This is a genomic window from Hahella sp. NBU794, from assembly GCF_050749805.1.
Lineage (GTDB): Bacteria > Pseudomonadota > Gammaproteobacteria > Pseudomonadales > Oleiphilaceae > Hahella.
In genome coordinates this window covers 417,931-436,281 of record NZ_CP192738.1, presented here as the reverse complement: position 1 = coordinate 436,281, position 18,351 = coordinate 417,931, and the positions used below count along the sequence as shown (strand labels likewise).

The 18,351-nt window shown below is 55.7% G+C and carries 17 protein-coding genes; 4 read left to right on the top strand and 13 right to left on the bottom strand.

Features of this window, described 5'->3' with window-relative positions; genetic code table 11:
- Positions 1-28: 28 nt before the first annotated feature.
- The 4 genes from ACQYWX_RS01945 to ACQYWX_RS01930 are packed head-to-tail and all read right to left on the bottom strand — an operon-like array spanning position 29 to position 5,368.
- Positions 29-2,350, bottom strand: a complete 2,322-nt coding sequence (locus ACQYWX_RS01945) for a methyl-accepting chemotaxis protein (protein WP_431687707.1) — start codon at positions 2,348-2,350, stop codon at positions 29-31.
- A 45-nt stretch (positions 2,351-2,395) separates the two neighbouring features.
- On the bottom strand, positions 2,396-2,905 hold the full coding sequence (locus ACQYWX_RS01940; protein ID WP_431687706.1) for a chemotaxis protein CheW: 510 nt from the start codon (positions 2,903-2,905) through the stop codon (positions 2,396-2,398).
- Positions 2,889-4,976, bottom strand: a complete 2,088-nt coding sequence (locus ACQYWX_RS01935) for a chemotaxis protein CheA (protein WP_431687705.1) — start codon at positions 4,974-4,976, stop codon at positions 2,889-2,891. The genes ACQYWX_RS01940 and ACQYWX_RS01935 overlap by 17 nt, the downstream gene beginning before the upstream one ends.
- Positions 4,977-5,005: 29 nt before the next feature.
- Complete coding sequence (locus ACQYWX_RS01930) at positions 5,006-5,368, bottom strand: response regulator (protein WP_011394441.1); 363 nt, start codon at positions 5,366-5,368, stop codon at positions 5,006-5,008.
- Between the two features lie 287 nt (positions 5,369-5,655).
- Between ACQYWX_RS01930 and ACQYWX_RS01925 the strand changes: the two genes are divergently transcribed.
- Positions 5,656-6,306, top strand: a complete 651-nt coding sequence (locus ACQYWX_RS01925; RefSeq protein WP_216738978.1) for a hypothetical protein — start codon at positions 5,656-5,658, stop codon at positions 6,304-6,306.
- Between the two features lie 99 nt (positions 6,307-6,405).
- Entirely contained in the window at positions 6,406-7,152 is a 747-nt protein-coding gene (locus ACQYWX_RS01920) for an MBL fold metallo-hydrolase (protein ID WP_431687704.1), read from the top strand.
- Between the two features lie 27 nt (positions 7,153-7,179).
- On the opposite strand, the gene ACQYWX_RS01915 is transcribed toward ACQYWX_RS01920, so the two are convergent.
- From ACQYWX_RS01915 to ACQYWX_RS01905, 3 genes are all read right to left on the bottom strand, one after another.
- Entirely contained in the window at positions 7,180-8,862 is a 1,683-nt protein-coding gene (locus tag ACQYWX_RS01915) for a SpoIIE family protein phosphatase (RefSeq protein WP_431687703.1), read from the bottom strand.
- Positions 8,863-8,891: 29 nt separating this feature from the next.
- Positions 8,892-9,194, bottom strand: a complete 303-nt coding sequence (locus tag ACQYWX_RS01910) for an STAS domain-containing protein (RefSeq protein WP_279500087.1) — start codon at positions 9,192-9,194, stop codon at positions 8,892-8,894.
- A gap of 239 nt (positions 9,195-9,433) precedes the next feature.
- A complete protein-coding gene (locus ACQYWX_RS01905) occupies positions 9,434-10,663 on the bottom strand; it encodes a methyl-accepting chemotaxis protein (protein WP_431687702.1) in 1,230 nt (409 codons plus the stop codon).
- 204 nt (positions 10,664-10,867) lie between these two features.
- Between ACQYWX_RS01905 and ACQYWX_RS01900 the strand changes: the two genes are divergently transcribed.
- The gene (locus ACQYWX_RS01900; protein ID WP_216738973.1) at positions 10,868-12,031 is read left to right on the top strand and encodes a response regulator; all 1,164 of its coding nucleotides are present in this window, start codon (positions 10,868-10,870) and stop codon (positions 12,029-12,031) included.
- Between the two features lie 21 nt (positions 12,032-12,052).
- Here the strand turns inward: ACQYWX_RS01900 and ACQYWX_RS01895 are convergent, their stop codons facing one another.
- Positions 12,053-12,376, bottom strand: a complete 324-nt coding sequence (locus tag ACQYWX_RS01895) for a TraR/DksA family transcriptional regulator (protein WP_216738972.1) — start codon at positions 12,374-12,376, stop codon at positions 12,053-12,055.
- 144 nt (positions 12,377-12,520) lie between these two features.
- Between ACQYWX_RS01895 and yjjX the strand changes: the two genes are divergently transcribed.
- Positions 12,521-13,048, top strand: coding sequence for an inosine/xanthosine triphosphatase (gene yjjX, locus ACQYWX_RS01890; RefSeq protein ID WP_431687701.1), 528 nt, complete (start codon positions 12,521-12,523; stop codon positions 13,046-13,048).
- 255 nt (positions 13,049-13,303) lie between these two features.
- Here the strand turns inward: yjjX and ACQYWX_RS01885 are convergent, their stop codons facing one another.
- From ACQYWX_RS01885 to malE, 5 genes are all read right to left on the bottom strand, one after another.
- The gene (locus tag ACQYWX_RS01885; RefSeq protein ID WP_011394431.1) at positions 13,304-13,582 is read right to left on the bottom strand and encodes an RNA recognition motif domain-containing protein; all 279 of its coding nucleotides are present in this window, start codon (positions 13,580-13,582) and stop codon (positions 13,304-13,306) included.
- A 258-nt stretch (positions 13,583-13,840) separates the two neighbouring features.
- Positions 13,841-14,329 (bottom strand): CC0125/CC1285 family lipoprotein, encoded by a 489-nt coding sequence (locus tag ACQYWX_RS01880; RefSeq protein ID WP_279500099.1) that lies wholly within the window; start codon positions 14,327-14,329, stop codon positions 13,841-13,843.
- Positions 14,330-14,485: 156 nt separating this feature from the next.
- Positions 14,486-15,376 carry a maltose ABC transporter permease MalG gene (malG, locus tag ACQYWX_RS01875; protein WP_216738969.1) on the bottom strand — a complete coding sequence of 297 codons (891 nt, stop codon included), beginning with the start codon at positions 15,374-15,376 and terminating at the stop codon, positions 14,486-14,488.
- Positions 15,377-15,386: 10 nt separating this feature from the next.
- Entirely contained in the window at positions 15,387-16,937 is a 1,551-nt protein-coding gene (gene malF / locus ACQYWX_RS01870; RefSeq protein ID WP_431687700.1) for a maltose ABC transporter permease MalF, read from the bottom strand.
- 128 nt (positions 16,938-17,065) lie between these two features.
- Positions 17,066-18,259: a maltose/maltodextrin ABC transporter substrate-binding protein MalE gene (gene malE, locus ACQYWX_RS01865; RefSeq protein ID WP_216738967.1), complete on the bottom strand. Its 1,194-nt coding sequence runs from the start codon at positions 18,257-18,259 to the stop codon at positions 17,066-17,068.
- Positions 18,260-18,351 lie beyond the last annotated feature (92 nt).

Below are 18,351 nucleotides of genomic sequence, written 5' to 3'. Positions count from 1 at the left end.
GCCGGGTCCTACGAAAGAAACAGGTCCTTCAAAACACCTCCCAGTCATCTTCTCCGCCTTCTGTTTTTGGCTTGCCGGCGGGTTTCTTCGACTGTCGGGCGACCGGTTCAGGCACGGGCGCCAGTTTAGGTTTCGGCGACCTCGCAGGAGGGCTTCCCCCGCTCCCACGCACCTTGAAGAAGGACATTAATTGCGCCATCTGTTCTACGCTTTCCAGAGAGGATTCCGCCGAAGACGCGGTTTCTTCCGCCAACGCGGCGTTTTGCTGGGTGATGTCATCCAGCTCCATTACCGCCTGATTCACTTGGTCCAGGCCGGAACTTTGCTCTTCCGTCGCCGCAGCAATATCGGAAATCAAGTCCGCGACTTTTTTCACGTTGCCGATGATTTCTTCCAGCTTTTGCCCCGATTCATCCACCAGATTGGAGCCGGCCTGTACTTTCTTCACACTGTCTTCGATCAGATCTTTGATTTCTTTCGCCGAGGTGGCGCTGCGTTGCGCCAGATTGCGCACTTCCGTCGCCACCACTGCGAACCCGCGTCCCTGTTCGCCAGCGCGCGCCGCTTCCACCGAGGCGTTGAGGGCGAGCAGGTTGGTCTGGAAGGCGATGTCGTCGATGACGCCGATAATCTCGGCGATCTTGCGACTGGCTTCGTTGATTTCCCGCATCGACTTCACCGCCCGCTGAGTGACTTCGCCGCCTTCCGCCGCCGTATTGCGGGTGAGGCTCGACAGTTGATCCGCCTGCCGCGCGTTATCCGCGGTGTTGCTGACGTTGCTGGACAGCTCTTCGATGCTGGAGGCGGTCTCCTCAAGGCTGGAACTCTGTTTTTCCGTTCTTTCCGACAATTGGCTGTTACCAGTGGAAATTTCCTGATTGGACGCCCTTACGGAATCACTGCTCTGGACCAGCTGGGTGACGATATTGGCCAGCCGCACCATGCTGCCGTTCACCGCTTCCGCCAGCGCAGCGAAGCGGCCTTCGTGATCGTCCCGCATGCGCCCTTGCAGTTCGCCTTCCGCCAGCGCGTCCATGACCTTGCCGACATCGCCAAGCACGTCGTCCATCACATCAATCAGCGCATTCAGACCTTCACCGAGGGACAAGAAAAAGCCTTTCTTGCCCGTCAAATCGACCTTCACATCCAGGTCGCCCCTGCGTGCGGACTCCACAATGCGCTGCACTTCCCTTTCGGTATTCACCTGGGTGGTCATGTCGCGCCATTCCACCACAAAGCCCAATATCTGATCGGATTCGCTGCGGATAGCGCCTGCGGTCAGATCAAAATAGGCATCGCCCAACTGCAGGCTGGCGTCATAAGGCTGACGCAGCCCTCTAAGCAAACGGTGTTGGTGGGATGGATCACGATGAAACGTATCTATACAGACGCCTTCCAATTTGTCCGCGTTAAAGTTAGGCAGCTTCTTTTTAATTTGCGCCTCCGCATCCTTCAACACCCTTTTCACGGCGGGATTGGCGTAGACGATATTGAACGCCTCATCCGCCACCATCAACGCGGTGGAGGTGGTTTCTATGGCTTGTTTAAGGCGAGTGGTGATGATCAGCTGCTGGCGGTCCCGCTCAATACGCTCTTTCAACTCATCGCGCATCTCCCGCAATTTGCCGTAGACCCCGCCCGCCGCTGTCATCTGCGCGTCCATATCCCCAGCGCTGATGGTGACGGCGGCGCTCTCCAGCACCGCCGGCTCCTCACCCAGAGTCGCCAGCAGATTATGGCCGAAACGCCAAAGTCCGACGCCGATAATGACCAGACCCACTATGACGATGCCCAACACTGCGGCGAAAGATGTGCTGATTTCCTGGCGATTACCCTGCAGAATGCGGTCGCGCTCCGACTTCAGCAGCTCTTTCATCGCCATAGTGCGGGTTTCCAACTCATCAAACTCGCGGGCGAATACGGGTGTATTAGAGTGCAACGCAGCGACAGTTTGACTCTGCATTACTTGATTAGCGGCGGTGAGAAAGGCTTCAACTCTTGGAACGGCATCCTTCATTGCGTTGGACACTTTTTCGGAAACATGGGTGTTCAGCAGGGTCTCCACATTCCGACGTATCGCCGTTTCGAAGCCCGCGTAATCCTTACGCGCTCCTTCCTGCAAAGCCTGACTGGAGGTTTCCATCCCATAGGCGTAATTATAGGTGGCGCCGCGCACGCCCTCCCTGCGCATGTCCAGGTTGCCCATCACCCGGACCACCTCGGTCAAGCGCTCCATTTGATCCTGGTTGGACACCGTGGAGCGGTTCTGCACCACCAACACTGTTACGATTACAGCAAAAATAATGACGACGGCCGCCCCAGCAAGCCATAAAGTACGCTTTAACGTCATGTCCTTCCCCGCTATCCCAAAGTTATTCTTGTTGCCGCCCTGCGTTTACGCGCTTTTTTCGACGTCCATTCCCAACGCCCGCATCAAATCCAACATCACGATCATGCGCCCGTCATACTCGACAACGCCCTGGGCGAACTGCGTCGCTTTGCGTTTGCGTAATTCCGGCGAGGGTTGGATTTTGCGGGAGGGAAAGCGGACTACGTCATTGAGCGCGTCAATGACCGCGCCGCGCACCCGTTCCCGTCCTCCGGCGTCAAAAGCGAACATCACCACGACAGTGTGTTTGTTGTACTCCAGTTTGGTCAGTCCGATGCGTTTGCGCAGATCGATGATCGGCACGATGGAGCCGCGCACATTGATCAGACCGCATTCCCAAGGCTCCGCGTAGGGCACCCGCGTCACCGGCTCCCAGGCGCGAATTTCCTTCACCAGCATGATGGGCGCGGCGTACTCTTCGTCCGCCAGACTGAACGTCAGATATTCATCTTCCTGTTCCGCCTGCTGCTCCGCATCCTGTTCTTCTTCAAGGGATTGTTTAACCTGCATCTGCATAGCTGATTTCCGAATCTTTTTGCAGTTGCGACAGGCCGCCGACATCCAGAATCAGCGCGACTCTGCCGTCTCCGAGAATGGTGGCCGCCGATACGCCAGGAATCAGACGGTAATTCTCTTCGAGGGATTTGATGACGATTTGCTGCTGACTGAGCAGCTCATCCACAAACAAACCAAAGCGTCGGCTTTCATGCTCGACGATCACAATAATGCCATCTGTAAGCGGCTTAGGTTTTTCGCTTTCGCTCTGCGCCGCATCCAGCGCCTCCGATAGCCGTAGCACCGGCAGATAAGCGCCACGCAGTTTGATGGTCTCATGGGTGCCCGCCACCCGGTTGATCATGGAGGGGTCCGGTTGCAGGGACTCAATGATGGTGACCAGGGGAATCACATAAAGCTCTTCGCCCAGCGAAATGAGCTGGCCATCCATGATGGCGAGAGTCAAAGGCAATCGAATGGTGAAACGGGTGCGTCGATTCAGCTCAGACTCCACCTGAATACTGCCGCCGAGGCTTTGCACGTTGCGCTTCACCACGTCCATGCCGACGCCACGGCCGGACAAATCACTGGCTTCTTCCTTGGTGGAAAAGCCAGGCAGGAAAATCAGTTCAAAAATCTGCGCCTCATTAAGGATGGCGTCGCCGGGGATGAGCCCTTTACGTTTGGCTTTGGACAGCAGCACTTGCGGGTCCAGCCCCTTGCCGTCGTCCTCGACCTCAATGACGATATTGCCAACCTGATGATAGGCGCGCAGGTACACGGAGCCATGTTCGGGCTTGCCCTTGGCGACGCGGTCCGCCGGGTTTTCAATGCCATGGTCGACGCTGTTGCGCACCAGATGCACCAGAGGATCGGTAATCTTTTCAATGACCGTTTTATCGACCTCGGTATTCTCTCCGCTGAGCATCAGTTCAATATCTTTACCCAGCTGCCGGCTCAAATCCCGCACCATGCGCGGAAAGCGATTAAAGCAGAAGGAGATCGGCAGCATGCGGATCTGCATGACGCCTTCCTGTAGCGCCCGGGTCTGACGCTTCAACTGGGTCAGTCCCTGCAGCAGTTTCTCCATGCCCTGCAAGGCTTCATCCTCGCTCAGCATATTTAACATGGACTGAGTGATGACCAGCTCGCCCACCATATTGATCAGCGCATCCACCTTGTCCAGGTCGACGCGGATAGACTGGCTTTCCGTCACCACCGCAGCCTTGGCTTGTTTGGCGGCGGGCGCAGCGCTTTTCTCCGCTGTTTGCACTGATTCCGCCGCTGAGGCGGCAGGCTCAGAGGGCTTTTCATGCTGGGGTTGCGGCGGCGCCGATTGGGCTTTAGGTATGGGGACGATGGCCATGTCGCACTCGTCCTCGACCCAGGCGAAAGCATCGTCGATAGCGGCTTTCTCCACCGGTTGACGCAGCCTCACAGTCCAGCCCAGATAACTGTTCAGCGGTTCAAAGTGTTCCCAGTCCGGCAGCGTGCTGATGTCGCATTCGATCTCTGCGTCGCCTTCCGCCAGGGACGCAATTTCTTTCGCCAGACGCAAAGGATCGTTGCCCCGTTGCATCATTTCCTTGTGCGGGGTGAACACCACGCGCCAGCCGGCGACGCCATCGTCTCCGCCAGCTGATTCCGCCACGGGGGCGCTTGAGTCGCTGGTTGAGGACGCAGTGGCGGTCGTTAATGACGATTGATCCTTGGAAATGGCCTCCAGCTTGGATTTATGTTGGGCGAACTCTTCTTCGGGAATATCCTCGCCGGCTTTGGCGGAGGACAGTAACAAGCGCAGCGCGTCCACGGACTCCAGCAACACGTCCACAATGGGTTGGGTCAAACGGCGTTTGCCGGCGCGAACTTCGTCGAGCAGGTTTTCCATCACGTGGGTATAAGCCGCCACCTGAGAAAAACCGAAGGTGGCGCTCCCCCCTTTGATGGAGTGGGCGGCGCGAAAAATGTTATTGATCGATTCAGGGTCTGGCGCGTCAAGATCCACTTCCAAGAGGCTCGCCTCTATGGTGTTGACGGCTTCAAAGCTTTCTTCAAAAAAGACATCATGAAAGCGAGAGAGATCCATGCTCATGCGACTCTCCTAAGCCGGCGTCAGGCCGGTTATCCCAAGACTTTTTTTACCGTGGCGACCAGTTGATCCGGGTTGAATGGTTTGACGATCCACCCGGTCGCGCCCGCCGCTTTGCCTTCCGCTTTTTTGTCTGCGCCGGACTCGGTGGTCAGCATGAGCAACGGGGTAAATTTGTAAGCCCCTTCCGCGCGAAGGTTTTTGATCAGGGAGATGCCGTCCATGACGGGCATGTTGACGTCGGTGATCACCAGATCGTATTTGCCGGACTTCGCTTTGCTCAGCGCTTCCTGACCATTGGCGGCTTCGTCCACCTGGTATCCGGCTCCCTTGAGTGTGAACGTCACCATCTGGCGCATGGAGGCGGAGTCATCCACTGCGAGTATCTTTGCCATATAGTCCCCAACACTTTTTTTGATTGTGCGCAATAAACCGGTCAGGTTTCCCGAACTAACCCAGATTACTGTCTTATACGGCTCAAACAGAATAACGGCTCAAAACTTAACCGGAACCTGAAATAAAAGCATAGCAGCATATTTAAAAATCACAGGAGCAAAGAACGCGAGACGCACCGGTTTCGCGAAAGGGACGCGAAAGCCTTCGCCATGAGGCTCTGCGAGTTGTAAAAGCGAAAACTTCCGCTTTAATTGAAGAAAAGATCAGGAACGGACGATCCGCGACAATGGCTGAACTCAATGTGCTGAAGCAGGAAGACATTGACGATCTTGTGCGTCAGTACGAAGGCCGTTCCATTCCCCGTTTCGTCGCCTCGGCGACCCTGGCCAGCGAACTGAAAAGCACCATTCACTACGCCAAACTCATCGCCATTTCCTCCAAGAACGCCCAGGCCATTACCGCCCGCGCCGGCGAATGGGGGCAAGGCTTCAGCGGCATCACTCAATTCATCGAGGAAATCGCCTCCCGCAGCATGGTGTGCGCCGCGGATATCGGCGCCGCCTCCAGGGAGCTGTCACGCAGCGCCGTCAAACTGATGAACCAGCAGAAATTTGCGTCAGCGCTGAACAGATCCATGCGCGCCAATGAGGCGAAGTCGGAGGAATTGCGGGAGATTCTTCAGCGCAATCTGAGAGACCAGGCGCAACTGGAAGAAGAAACCAACGGTTATTATCGCAGCGTGCGCAAACTGTTGACTGAGATCAGGGATTGCACCCGCGCCCTCAAGTCCATCGTCGCCAACTGTCGTATCGAGGCGTCCCGGGCGGGACCCTTTCAGGAATCCCTGTTCACTATTGCCGAGAATATAGAAAACGCAGCCGAACGCATCAGCGAACGTATTGCAATCGGTCTGCGTCTGATGGGCCTGCTGACCTGACGCCAACCGCCTCGGAACACAGCAGGCATTGAACGACAACAATGCGGAAACGCGCGCGGTCTGGCGTTTCCTGTAGCAGACAGGTGGAGAGCAGCGTCCATGCATTCTGAAGCGCTATGGCAGGGCAAACGCCATAAATGGATTATTTGCGGCCGAGACACAGGCAAACCTCAAAAAATCATCGACACCAATCAATACATGGTGCGCACCGACCGCCGCTTGCTGATATTGGAGCCCGGCGGCATCGAGCTGTTTTCCGCCATGCTGGCGTGCGCGCTGGACTGGGCGCCGATCCATGAGATCACCGATTTGTTCGCTTCCCATCAGGACCCCGATATCATTTCTTCGCTGGGACTCTGGGATCAGGCGCTGCCCAAGGCGCGACTGCATGCGCCCTGGCTGTGGGAAGGATTTATCCGCCATTTCGGCATGAGCCATATCGAATACGTCGCCCTGCCGGATGAAGGCGGCGTGCTGGAGCTGGACGGCGTCAATCTGCAGCTGATTCCCGCTCACTACATGCACTCTTCCGGCAACTTCAACGTCTACGATCCTGAGCTCAAGATTCTGATGAGCGGCGATATCGGCGCCTCCCTGGAGCCGGGACAACCACCGCTGTTTGTGGAGAATTTCAAGGAGCACACCCGCTATATGGAGCTGTTCCACAAGCGCTGGATGCCGTCCAATACCGCCAAGAATGATTGGGTCGCCCGGGTGCGGCGGCTGGATATCAAGTACATGGCGCCGCAACATGGACGCATTTTCAAAGACGACGACGTGGGACGCTTCCTGGACTGGCTGGAGCAACTGGAAGTGGGCTCGGCGTTGCGCACCGCTAACCGTTGAGGCGACATTCCCGTCGCCCCGGCGCGCTCAATCCAACTCGATCAACGCTTTGACGGTGGAGTTTTCTCCGTCCAGTTCAAACTCTGAGCACAAGGCTTTGATGAGCGGCAAACCACGGCCGAAGGATTCGTCATTGCAGTCCAGATCTTCAACTTTAATGGAGAAACCGGGCCCACTGTCGCTGACCATCACCATCATGCGCGCCGGACGGGTGTTGGATAAATGCGCCTGCAGGCTGACGTAACCGTCCTCCAGTTTTTGCAGACGGGCGCCGCGTTCCTGGTAGTAGCGGTCGAAGCCTTCTTCTTCGTCTTTCAGCGATGACGATAATCCCAATACGCCATGTTCCAACGCATTGTTGAACAGCTCCGCCAACACCATGAACACGACTTCCTTGTTATTACGCACCACCGCGTGACTGCCCAGCCACTGACGCAAAATCATCAGCGGATCGGAATCGCGCAGTTGATCCGGCCCCCAATGCAGCTCCAAATGAAACTCCGGCAGATTGGACTTGGGAGAGGTCTCATCGTCCTTTGTCTCCTGATCCGGCGAGGCTTCGCATACCGACTCAGGCGGCGGCGCGCATTTCAGCTCCACCAAGGACAAGTCGTCCTGTAAATCCGGATCGTCGTTGAACTCATGCACCGCCCCGATCAAGGCGTCGAACAGATTGTCCTTACCGGATTCCAACACTTCGCGCAGACGTTCCTCGCCAAACATTTCGTTAGCGATATTGGGACATTCAGTGATGCCGTCGGTGTAGATATAGAGACGATCCTGTGGAGTAACGGAGATCACTTCCGTCCAGGATTCAAACTCGTCCATATCCATCACTCCCAGAGGCATATGGGCGGAATGAATAGTGCGTCGAATCTTGTTGTCGCCGCTCACGATAAAGGCGTCAGGAAGCCCGCCGGCCCATACCTCAATTTTGCTGCGAGTGGGGTTAATCTCCAGCATACAGGCGGCGAAGAACATGGTGGGAGGAAGAAATCGCTTGAGGATTTTGTTCAGTTCCAGAGAAATCTCGCTCACCGAAAGATTACGCTCGCACATGGTGCTGAACGCCTGCGCCACAGGAATAGAGCCCACCGAGGCGGCTAATCCATGCCCGGTGAAATCCCCGACTAGCACATAAGCGCCGCCGTCTCGCTTCTCTTTCAGCAAGACCAGATCGCCATTAAACGTGGAGCGCGCGGTGCAGTGGTAGCGAACGCCATACACATCCTTGGCGCTGAGCTTGAGCGCCGCGGTCATGATGTGCTGGGTCATCTCATGCTCAGCCTGCACCTTGGTGTGGAAATAGGCCAATTCGCGGTTTTGCTCCACCACCTGCCGGTTCAGCGCCAGGGTGCGCGAGTGGGCGCGGATTTTCGCCTGCAGGGTGACGAAGTTAACCGGTTTGCCAAGAAAGTCGTCGCCGATGGAAAGGCACTCCACCAAAGCACGGTCATCATCCAGCGCAGTCAGAAATACGATAGGGATATGATCCTGTCCCGCCTCCTCCTTGATGATGCGCGCCGCTTCGTAGCCATTCATCCCCGGCATCAGCACGTCCATGAGCACCACATCCGCGCCTTGCTTGCGCCAGATCTCCAGCGCCTGCTCGCCGGACTCCGCGAACTCACATTTGTGGCCGCCTTCCTCCAATACGAACCCCATGAGCTGACGACTGTACATATCGTCGTCCACCACCAGAATATTCATACCGATCCCCCTCACAAAGCCGCGCGAGTTCAGCTAATGGCGAACTTCTTGTCAAATTTCGCTATCTCTAGAATTTTGCGAATGCCGGGGGAGCAATTGACGATTTCAATCTTGACCGCATCGGAGCCCAGATAGCTGCGCATATTCAACAGCATGCCTAGCGCCGAGCTGTCCATGTGCTCAGTCTGGCGCATATCGATGTAGAAATGCTTCTTTTGCTTGTGAGCCTCGTAGGCTTCCCGGAACTGGTTCACCACGCTGAAATCGAAACGTCCGCGAATGTAGATAGTGACGGCAGCGCCGTCCGAGGTGACTTTGGTTTCTATAGTCATAACGCCCTGTTCCCTGAGATTGATCTGACGGATTAACCAGGCGACATCGTCGTCATGTTAATCACCAGACGCATAAATGCGCCTGCGCGGCGACAAGCCGCGGGTGACAGAACCCGATCTGCCCAGGTCCTGTCGCTTACACGCAACCAGACTCTCACTGTTTGCGTGCTGATAATTCCTTCTACGCGCTCGCCAGCGTTTTGGACCCGTCGACTCGGGCCCCAAACCGGATCTCTAAATTAAAACAGCTCTATATCGGCGCCGGATTCCGCCGCCTTGGCGGAGCCATGCTTGCTGGTGTCATTGTGCAGGGAGTCCAAACGTTGTCTGATCTTGCCGATATCCGCATGTTGAGCGCTTTTGCCGCAGACTTCCGACTGCAAAAGCATCGCGTTGTTCAGCGTTTCCAACCGTCTCAACATGCGGCCGCAGGTCTGCATGGCGATATCGCCAAACTGCAGACCGCGCACACTGGAGTCCACAGACTGTTTGATTTCCTTGGTAAGCTGGGTCATGCGGCCCACGGCGTCGTTCACTTCATCATTGACTTCCCGCATGGTATGCAGCATCTGGTCGATGTAGCTGCGCGCATTGAGCGCGTCTTTCATATCCAGCGAGGCCACATCTCCGACAATCGCCCGCACTTTACTAATCGCGTCTTTGGTTTCGTTGGCCTTGCCCTTTATCTGAGTGTTAAGGTCGCTGGAGGTGCGCGACAGGCGCCGTACTTCGTCCGCCACCACCGCGAAGCCACGTCCGGCCTCGCCCGCCCGCGCTGCTTCAATGGCCGCGTTGAGCGCCAGCAGGTCGGTCTGGTCGGCGATTTCCTGAATATTGCCCAGCAGTGAGAACATCTGGTCGATGTGAGTCACCATATCCTCAATACGATGCACGGCATTGACGCTTTTCTCACTGACGCTGACCAAGAGGTCAACGTAGGTCCCGATAACCTGATCCAGTGACTTGGCGAAAAACTCGATGCTGATATTGTCATCGCCGATTTCATTCTTTCCGCCGGTTTTACCGCCTTTCTTGGGGTCGCTCTTTTTGCCCTTCATCCGTTCGAAGATTTCTTTGGCCAGCTCATTCTGATGATTGGCCAACTCACTCAAAGAAACGAACGCCTGCCCCAATAACTCAATGTTGTTACTGATCGTGTCCGCCAGATCGCGATTATCCGAGCTGATGGAAGCCAACTGCCCATTGGCGTAATTGTCGATTTCCTTAACCGCGCTCTGGAAATCACGCTCGCTGCTCTGTCGCTGTCGCTCCTCTTCTCCTTTGCTTTCATTCTGCTTGCCGTCGGAAATCAGGCAGGAAGCGAAAAATGACAGGCTGGAGGCGGTGAACAGTCCAGCGGAGAGCAATCCCGACGTCAACCAGCCGGCGCAAAGCGTCGCCAGTCCTGTTCCCAGGGCAGCCAACACAATTGGGTCTTTCGCCATGAGGTTCTGTGTCATTGAAAGCATAGGATTCCAGGAAAGCTGTTAGAAATGGATTTAATAACTATAGAACAACCTGCCGCCGCCGTTTAAAAAATAGACCCTGATCAAAATAAACCGGGGTTCCCGGGATCAGCGCTGACGCATCGCAGCCAACCCGGAAAAATGCGCTATGCTTCTGGAATAACCATGCGAAAAAGCGGAATACGGATCATCGGCAAGGAGTTTCATATGGGTCTGAAATACGCAGGTCTAGTCATAGGATCGCTGCCCGAGCCCCTGCAGACAGCCAGCCTGAGCCTACTGGAACTGCAACAAAGCGAACTGCACGACGCCATTGAAAAGATCAACGATGGCCAATGGCATGCGATCATTCTCTGTGTGGAGCAACCGCTGAAAGAAGCGCAAATGACTCTCGGCATGTTGCGCCAGGACACCCAGATCGGCGACACCCCTCTGATATGCCTGACCTCCGACAATAGCGTCGAAGACACCATTGCGCTGTTCAACTCCGGCGCGGATGACGTCATCCCCACCAATACGCCGTCGGAAGAGTTTATCGCCCGCATCAACAAGGCCATCATCAACCTCATCGCCAACCGACAGCTCAAGTCGCAACTGCAGTTCACCCACGACGTCGCCATGTCCGCCATGACTGACAGCGGCGATATGGGCGTCAATATCAACTTCCTGCTGGATTCCGCCGACTGCAATAACTTCGACGAGCTGGGACAACGCCTGTTTCAGGCGCTGAATAATTACGATGTGCGCTGCAGTCTGCAGATTCGCGGGCGCTTCGAAGAAAAAAACATGGAGCCCAACGGCCTCTCCCGGGATCTGGAAAGCCGTCTGCTGCGACATTTCCAGGACGCGGGGCGCCTGCATGCCGCCGGACGCCGCCTGTTCATCAACTTCGACCAGGTGTCGCTACTGGTGAAAAACATGCCGCTGGGTGACGATAAACGCTGCGGACGTCTGCGCGACAACCTGTTCTATCTGGTGCAGGGCATGGACAGCCGGGTGAAAGCGCTGGACGACCGCCGCACCACGGAACTTCAGGTGGAGATTCTCAAACAACTGACGTCCAAAGCAGAGACGGTGCTGGACGAGATCGACAAGCGCTATGCCGACGTGGCGGACCAAATTATCAGCGCCACGGAAAACGCCGCCGAACAAATGGTGTTCGCCCTGAATACCCTGGGGTTATCGGAAGAGCAGGAACACTCCATCATGTCGATCATCGACAACGCCATCTTCACCACCAATGACATCTTCCATCAGGGTCTGCGGGTTAATCCAGGGAATCGACAGCTGATCCAGCAAATATCCGAAATGATGAAACTGCCTCCTGAAGAACTGAACCGCGCTTTGGAGCAGTTCAGCCTGGAGTCATAGGAAGTAATGCCGGAGAGGTGGTTATTCAGACTTGCTGGCGCAACTGACGCACAGCTCTGCGAAAGGCAACACCTGCAGGCGGGACTCGGGAATATCTTCCCCACATGCGGCACAGACGCCATACTCACCCTGCTGTAACCGTTGCAGGGCCTTTTTCACCTGATTGATCTCAATTTCCGTCTCAACTTTGAGCGCGTTCAGCACGTCGTCGTTCTCCCGCTCCTGCGCCTGCTCCGCTGAGTCCGCAGAGTGCTCCGAGGTGAGATCGCGGGTGATCTCTTCCAGACGGGTGATGAGTTCGGTCAGTTGCTCGGACAACCTGTTCTTGATATGGGACTGCTGCATAATCTCTCCTTCGCGATGCTTACTGTGGTATCCCAGGCTGGTATTGCTCTCCCTGGCAAGAATGTCACTAAACAGAATATATGGCTTGATTCGCCGCAAACCAACAAGTTTTAATTGCGATTTTGTTGCAACAGTGAGATGTCTATGGAAGTCATCGTAGCCTCCGTCAATCCAGTTAAAGTCAATGCGGCGCGCAACGGCTTCGGTCGTTGTTTTCCCGATTCGCAGATTCACTGCGTCGGCGCCGGAACCGAATCCGGCGTCGCTTCTCAGCCCCTCACCGACGACGAAACCCTGCAAGGCGCCCTGAACCGGGTGCAGGCGGCGCGGGAAGCGCATCCTTCAGCCGACTACTGGGTGAGCTTTGAAGGCGGCGTCGACCGGATTCGCTCCCAACTGTTCGCGGTCGCCTGGGTGGCGGTGGGACACGGGGACGATATCAGTTACGCGCGTTCAGCAGCACTGCCGCTACCGCATGCCGTCGTCGAAATGATGGATCAGGGAATGGAGCTGGGAGAAGCCAACGACCGGTTATTTGGAACGCAGAACAGCAAGCAACAGACAGGCGCAATCGGACTGCTGACCCGAGAGTTGCTCAGCCGCGAAAGCCTGTACGCAGACACGCTGATCCTGGCGCTCACCCGCTTTACGCTTCCAGAGGTTCGGATTTAAGCCGTCTCATCCGTCGACGCTGTTTTTCTCCGCTGACGCAGAATAAACATTAGCCACGATCCGACGTTTTCACCGATACAAAGAAAACCGCCAAAACCCGGCGCAAGGCCGGGTTTGGAAAAGCAAAGGCGCGCTTAGCGGCACAATTTCCGTTCAGGACGAACGGAAGCGGCTGCTACAAAGCATCGCTCAGTAAGGAACAAAAATCGCCGCCCGGCTAAGCCGGTGAACGGTTATTTTCCTTACAATGACAAATTAGTGGCGAGGTCTGAAATTACGCTTTGGCTTTTCTTCCCGGGGACGAGCCTCGTTAACTTTCATGTTACGGCCTTTCAGATTGCTTTCATTAAGCTTCTGAATCGCCTCTTCCGCCTGCCCGTTATCGGACATTTCTACGAAGCCGAATCCTTTGGACTGGCCGGTATCTCTGTCGCGGATGATATTGACGTTGCTGATATCGCCATAGGCCGCAAACGCTTCCCGCAAATCGTCTTCTGTTACCTGATAGGACAGGTTTCCAACATAAATATTCATCTCACCATCTCATTATTTGTCACGAGCGCCTGTAGCAATCACACTGACGAAAACCAAACGCTCCAATTATCGTCAGTGACTAGCCAACCGCTGGCTAATTCGGTTGCAGGCCCGCTCTCGCGCCTGCGCACAATGCATACAAATCTGGAACAAAAGTGGCAAAACGTCAAATGATTTAACTATGGAACATTCCCATTTCCAATTGATGACATATCACCACCGCCAACCCTTTATTCACCCGTGACGAATGCGACAGCGTCAACTTGCGCCGCCCCCTTCGCCAGGGGCGTCCAGATCCTGCAACAACTTGATTTTAAGTAAGCACTTCCTGACCTCGAAGGTGCGGGTATAACCGGGGAAGTTGGGTTCATCCACCGGCACCGAGACAGGACCCGCCGCCGAAGCCAGCGTGACAGTACGCCCGGACGCGCTTTGCTCCGGCACGTTATCGAACTGGTATTCCTTGAAGCACAGGGTATTCTCGACATCAAACCCCTTGGCGCCCTGCTCTACCGATAACTCTGCGGCGCGCCGAATAGCCAGCTCTTCCACTTCGACCAATTCATATTTCTTGTAGGTTTCGTAACTGACCTGATAACCCCCTTCCGGCAACGCAATTTCGGAATAACCGTGGGGCCGACCGTCTTCTTTCGCCATATAGTCCGGTAGTTTGGAAAACGCGGAACAGCCGCCCAGTCCGGCGGTCAGGGATAAAGCTGCGATAATTAACGAAATTCGCGGGAACATTAGGGAATCTCCTTATCAGGAGATTCAATTTATCACAGCGGGAGAGGAATACTCAGACCCAGTTCGAAAAACTCGACTGGCGCACAAAAAAAGACCCGGCCATCCGGCCGGGTACGCGCAAGGAATAATTTGGAAGACGAGAGGATGATTGCGCGATTACCCTTTCACCCCACCTGCAGTGAGTCCACCCACAATCCATTTCTGGCAATAAAGAAAAATCAGCGTGATGGGAAGCCCGGACAGCACCGCCGCCGCCGCGAAATCTCCCCACAAATAGTTCTGCTCATAGAGATACTGCTGAGCGCCCACCGCCAGGGTCAGGTTGTTCACATCCAACAGCAGGATGGAGGCGATCGGGTACTCCATGATGTTCATCACGAAAGCGAGGATGAACACCACCGCAAGAATCGGCACCGACAGCGGCAGCAGAATGTAGCGGAACGCCTGCCAGGTGGTGGCGCCGTCCACAATGGCGGCCTCCTCCAGCGAGCGGTCGATGGATTCGAAATACCCTTTGATCGTCCAGATATGCAACGCCATACCGCCCAGCGAGGCGAGAATCACCGCGCCGTGGGTGTCGATGCCGAGCCAGCTCACGTGGTTGCCGATCTGATCGAACAAGGCGTACAGCGCGACCAGCGACAACACCGGCGGGAACATCTGAAAGATCAGCATGGACTTCAGAATCACACCCTTGAACTTGAAGCGCAGACGGGCGAACGCATAAGCGCTGGTAGTGGACAGCAACAGGATCAGCGCGGAGGAGATCACCGCGATCTTGATGGAGTTCCACAGCCACAACAACACCGGGAAAGGCGGCTGCAGCACCGTGCCGTCCGCCTGGGTATAGGGAATGCCCAGAGCCAGCGACCAATGCTCCAGAGAGGGATGCTCCGGCAGCAGGCTGCCGGTTGCGAAGTTGCCGGTGCGGAAGGAGATCGACACCACCATCAGCAGCGGGAACAGGATGATCCCGATAAAACACAGCAGTCCAAAGTGGGTCGCCCAGACCCGATAGCGCACTGAACGCGGCTGCACCATCGCCATAATAACGCTCCTATACCTTTATCTTGGACAACTTGAGGTTGATCAGCGACAGCGAACCCACCAGGATGAAGATCGCCGTAGCGATAGCCGCCGCCAGACCGAAATTCTGCCCGGAATCCTGGAAAGCGATGCGGTAGGTGTAACTGACCAATAGATCCGTGGTGCCCGCCGGTGTCGTGGCGCCGATAATATCCGGCGCGCCGCCAGTCAACAGAGCGATCAACACGAAGTTGTTGAAGTTGAATGCAAAGCTGGCGATCAACAAAGGCATCAACGGCTTGATGATCTGCGGCAAGGTGATGCGGAACAGGTTATCCAGCGGAGTCGCTCCGTCCATGGCGGAGGCCTCATACAGATCACGGGGAATCGCCTGCAGCAACCCCATGCACAGCAGCATCATGTAAGGGTAACCCAGCCAGGTGTTGACGATCAGAATCATGGTGCGCGCCAGCGCGGGGTCGCTGAACCAGTCCGGACGCACGCCGAACAGGTTCTCCAGCACCAGGTTGATTTCACCAAAGTTCTGGTTGAACAACCCTTTGAACACCAGAATGGAAATAAAGGCGGGCACGGCATAAGGCAGGATCAGCATCATGCGATAGAAGCCTTTGCCCTTGAGCTGATCCCATTGCAGGATATTCGCCAGCACCAGACCTACCGCCAGAGTAAACAGCACCGTCATGGTGGCGAACGCCAACGTCCACACGAAGATCTCAATGAAAGGCCCACGGATGCTGGAGTCGGTAACTACCTGCACATAGTTGTCCCAGCCAATGGTGACGGTCCAGCCCGGAGACAGGGTTTCGCCCTGCGGGCCTTCGTAGAAACCAATATCCTGATTCGGCGCATACACCACGCCAGTCTGCTGATTCACCAGGCTGCCGTCGTCACGCAGGCCGTACAACGACTGCATGGGCGCGAAGTTGCGCAATCCGGCGAGGCTTAACGAAGCGCCGCCTTCCAGATTGACGGACAGACTTTTCAGGTCTTCTTTCAGCTTGATGACGTCTTTGATCCCCAGCGGTTGAGTATCCGGGGCCGCCAGTTCAACCGGGGCCACCGCCAACGCGCTATTCTGCAGTTCACTGAAGCTGAATGGCGCGGACGCCCAGCTTTGTCCCGCAGGGCTCTCCAGGCGCATGACAAATTTGTCGTCCGTTGGATAGAGCTTGAAATCGTATCTTTCTTCGCCAGTCTGAAAACGCTGGCTGAGCAGTTGCTCGAGCACCCGTTCCTGAGACAGCAGGTTACTGGCGCTGTAGTTAGTGAAACCTATGCCGACGGTGTACAACAGGGGGAAAATAATAAACACCACCATGCCGGCGATGGAGGGATAAATATAGCGGTGTGCATATGCTTTCGGACTGCTGAAGATATAAGCGGCCGAACCGATTACCACCAGAAACAGCAGCGCGAAGGCGATCTGGTTCTGGGCGTAAAGTGCGACAGTCAAATATAGAGCCAATAACAGTACGGCTCCGACCGCCGCCCACTTGAAAACTGCTTTTGTCATGGGTCGCTTGTTATCTACAACAGGTGACGAAAGGGCGTGAGTTAGCATGTATATAGCCCCTATTGCTACGTCTGATCAATAATGGTCGTACTGTTCCGGCGTCGCCGGAAAAAGGTCGCTATCCTGTCGGCGAGGCCGATCAGGCGTGGGCCCGTCCATGAGCCCGAGCGGCCGCATCAGCGAATGATGCGCTTCGCCGCCATGTCCAACGCCTCATCCACGCTCTGTCTGCCAGACGTGATGTTTTGCAGCGCAGGCCCCATGGAGGACCAGAAAGCGCCCATTTCAGGAACGTTTGGCATGGGCTCGCCCATTTCCGCGTTCTTGAAGGTGGCGGCGATATTAGGATCTGCGGACAACTCCTTCATGAAGGCCTTGTTGGCCACCGCACCCAGAGGCACGTCGTCGTTCACCATCTTCAGACCTTTCAGGTTCAGCATGTAGTTCTCGATAAACTCGATCGCCAGCTCTTTGTTCGGGCTGGCGGAGTTGACCGCCGCCGCCAGGACGCCAGTGAAGGGTTTGCCGGGCTCGCCGTTGACGGAAGGAATCATGGCCACGCCAAAGTTGATGCCGCTCTTCTTCAGGTTGCCCCAAGCCCAGGGACCATTGATCATCATGGCCACTTCGCCCTTGTTGAACTTGGACTCCATGACGCCGTAGTCAGCGCCTTTCGGCATCATGCCCTGATCGATCAACTGCTTGATCAGATTCGCCGCGGACTTGGAGCCTGCGTTGTTCACGCCGGTGTCCTTGACGTCATAGCCTGCGCCGTTCTTTTTAAAGGGGTAGCCGCCATTGGAGGCGAACAGAGGCCAGGAGAAGTAGGTGTTGTTGTAATCCCACAGAATGGCGCGCTTGCCGTCCGCCGCCAGTTTCTTGTCCAGCGCCATGACGTCTTCAAATGTAGCGGGGGGCGTGGGGACCAGATCTTTGTTGTAGATCAGACCAACCGCTTCCAGTGCGATAGGATAACCATAGACTTTGCCGTTCCAGCTCACCGCGTCCCAAGTGAAATCGACGGTTTCGTCTTTGATTTTCTTGGAAGGATTCAGCGGAGAGATCAAACCGGACTTCGCCCACTCGCCAAAACGGTCGTGAGCCCAAATGAAAATATCAGGCCCGTTGCCGGTAGCGGCGGCCTGTTGAAATTTATCGGTGACATTATCAGGGTGGGCGACGCTCACCTCGATGCCGGTGTCTTTCGCAAACCAGTCGCCGACTTGCTGTAGTCCGTTGTAACCTTTGTCGCCATTTATCCAGACAACCAGTTTCCCTTCTTCTATATCGGCATGCGCGCTCGAAACCGCTCCGGCCGACACTAGCAATGAGGCTGCGACTGAGCCGACAAGCTTTTGCCAAGCTTTCATTGTATTACCTCTCTGTGGGTTATTGTTGTTGTCCACAAGCCATGTGGGGGCATTATGTGTTTAGGGATACTCCGCCATATGAGTAAGATCCG

Excerpts from the sequence above, each read along its gene's own strand:
- ACQYWX_RS01945 (WP_431687707.1), bottom strand. The coding sequence starts at position 2,350 with ATGACGTTAAAGCGTACTTTATGGCTTGCTGGGGCGGCCGTCGTCATT.
- ACQYWX_RS01940 (WP_431687706.1), bottom strand. The coding sequence starts at position 2,905 with ATGCAGATGCAGGTTAAACAATCCCTTGAAGAAGAACAGGATGCGGAG.
- ACQYWX_RS01935 (WP_431687705.1), bottom strand. The coding sequence starts at position 4,976 with ATGAGCATGGATCTCTCTCGCTTTCATGATGTCTTTTTTGAAGAAAGC.
- ACQYWX_RS01930 (WP_011394441.1), bottom strand. The coding sequence starts at position 5,368 with ATGGCAAAGATACTCGCAGTGGATGACTCCGCCTCCATGCGCCAGATG.
- ACQYWX_RS01925 (WP_216738978.1), top strand. The coding sequence starts at position 5,656 with ATGGCTGAACTCAATGTGCTGAAGCAGGAAGACATTGACGATCTTGTG.
- ACQYWX_RS01920 (WP_431687704.1), top strand. The coding sequence starts at position 6,406 with ATGCATTCTGAAGCGCTATGGCAGGGCAAACGCCATAAATGGATTATT.
- ACQYWX_RS01915 (WP_431687703.1), bottom strand. The coding sequence starts at position 8,862 with ATGAATATTCTGGTGGTGGACGACGATATGTACAGTCGTCAGCTCATG.
- ACQYWX_RS01910 (WP_279500087.1), bottom strand. The coding sequence starts at position 9,194 with ATGACTATAGAAACCAAAGTCACCTCGGACGGCGCTGCCGTCACTATC.
- ACQYWX_RS01905 (WP_431687702.1), bottom strand. The coding sequence starts at position 10,663 with ATGCTTTCAATGACACAGAACCTCATGGCGAAAGACCCAATTGTGTTG.
- ACQYWX_RS01900 (WP_216738973.1), top strand. The coding sequence starts at position 10,868 with ATGGGTCTGAAATACGCAGGTCTAGTCATAGGATCGCTGCCCGAGCCC.
- ACQYWX_RS01895 (WP_216738972.1), bottom strand. The coding sequence starts at position 12,376 with ATGCAGCAGTCCCATATCAAGAACAGGTTGTCCGAGCAACTGACCGAA.
- yjjX (WP_431687701.1), top strand. The coding sequence starts at position 12,521 with ATGGAAGTCATCGTAGCCTCCGTCAATCCAGTTAAAGTCAATGCGGCG.
- ACQYWX_RS01885 (WP_011394431.1), bottom strand. The coding sequence starts at position 13,582 with ATGAATATTTATGTTGGAAACCTGTCCTATCAGGTAACAGAAGACGAT.
- ACQYWX_RS01880 (WP_279500099.1), bottom strand. The coding sequence starts at position 14,329 with ATGTTCCCGCGAATTTCGTTAATTATCGCAGCTTTATCCCTGACCGCC.
- malG (WP_216738969.1), bottom strand. The coding sequence starts at position 15,376 with ATGGCGATGGTGCAGCCGCGTTCAGTGCGCTATCGGGTCTGGGCGACC.
- malF (WP_431687700.1), bottom strand. The coding sequence starts at position 16,937 with ATGCTAACTCACGCCCTTTCGTCACCTGTTGTAGATAACAAGCGACCC.
- malE (WP_216738967.1), bottom strand. The coding sequence starts at position 18,259 with ATGAAAGCTTGGCAAAAGCTTGTCGGCTCAGTCGCAGCCTCATTGCTA.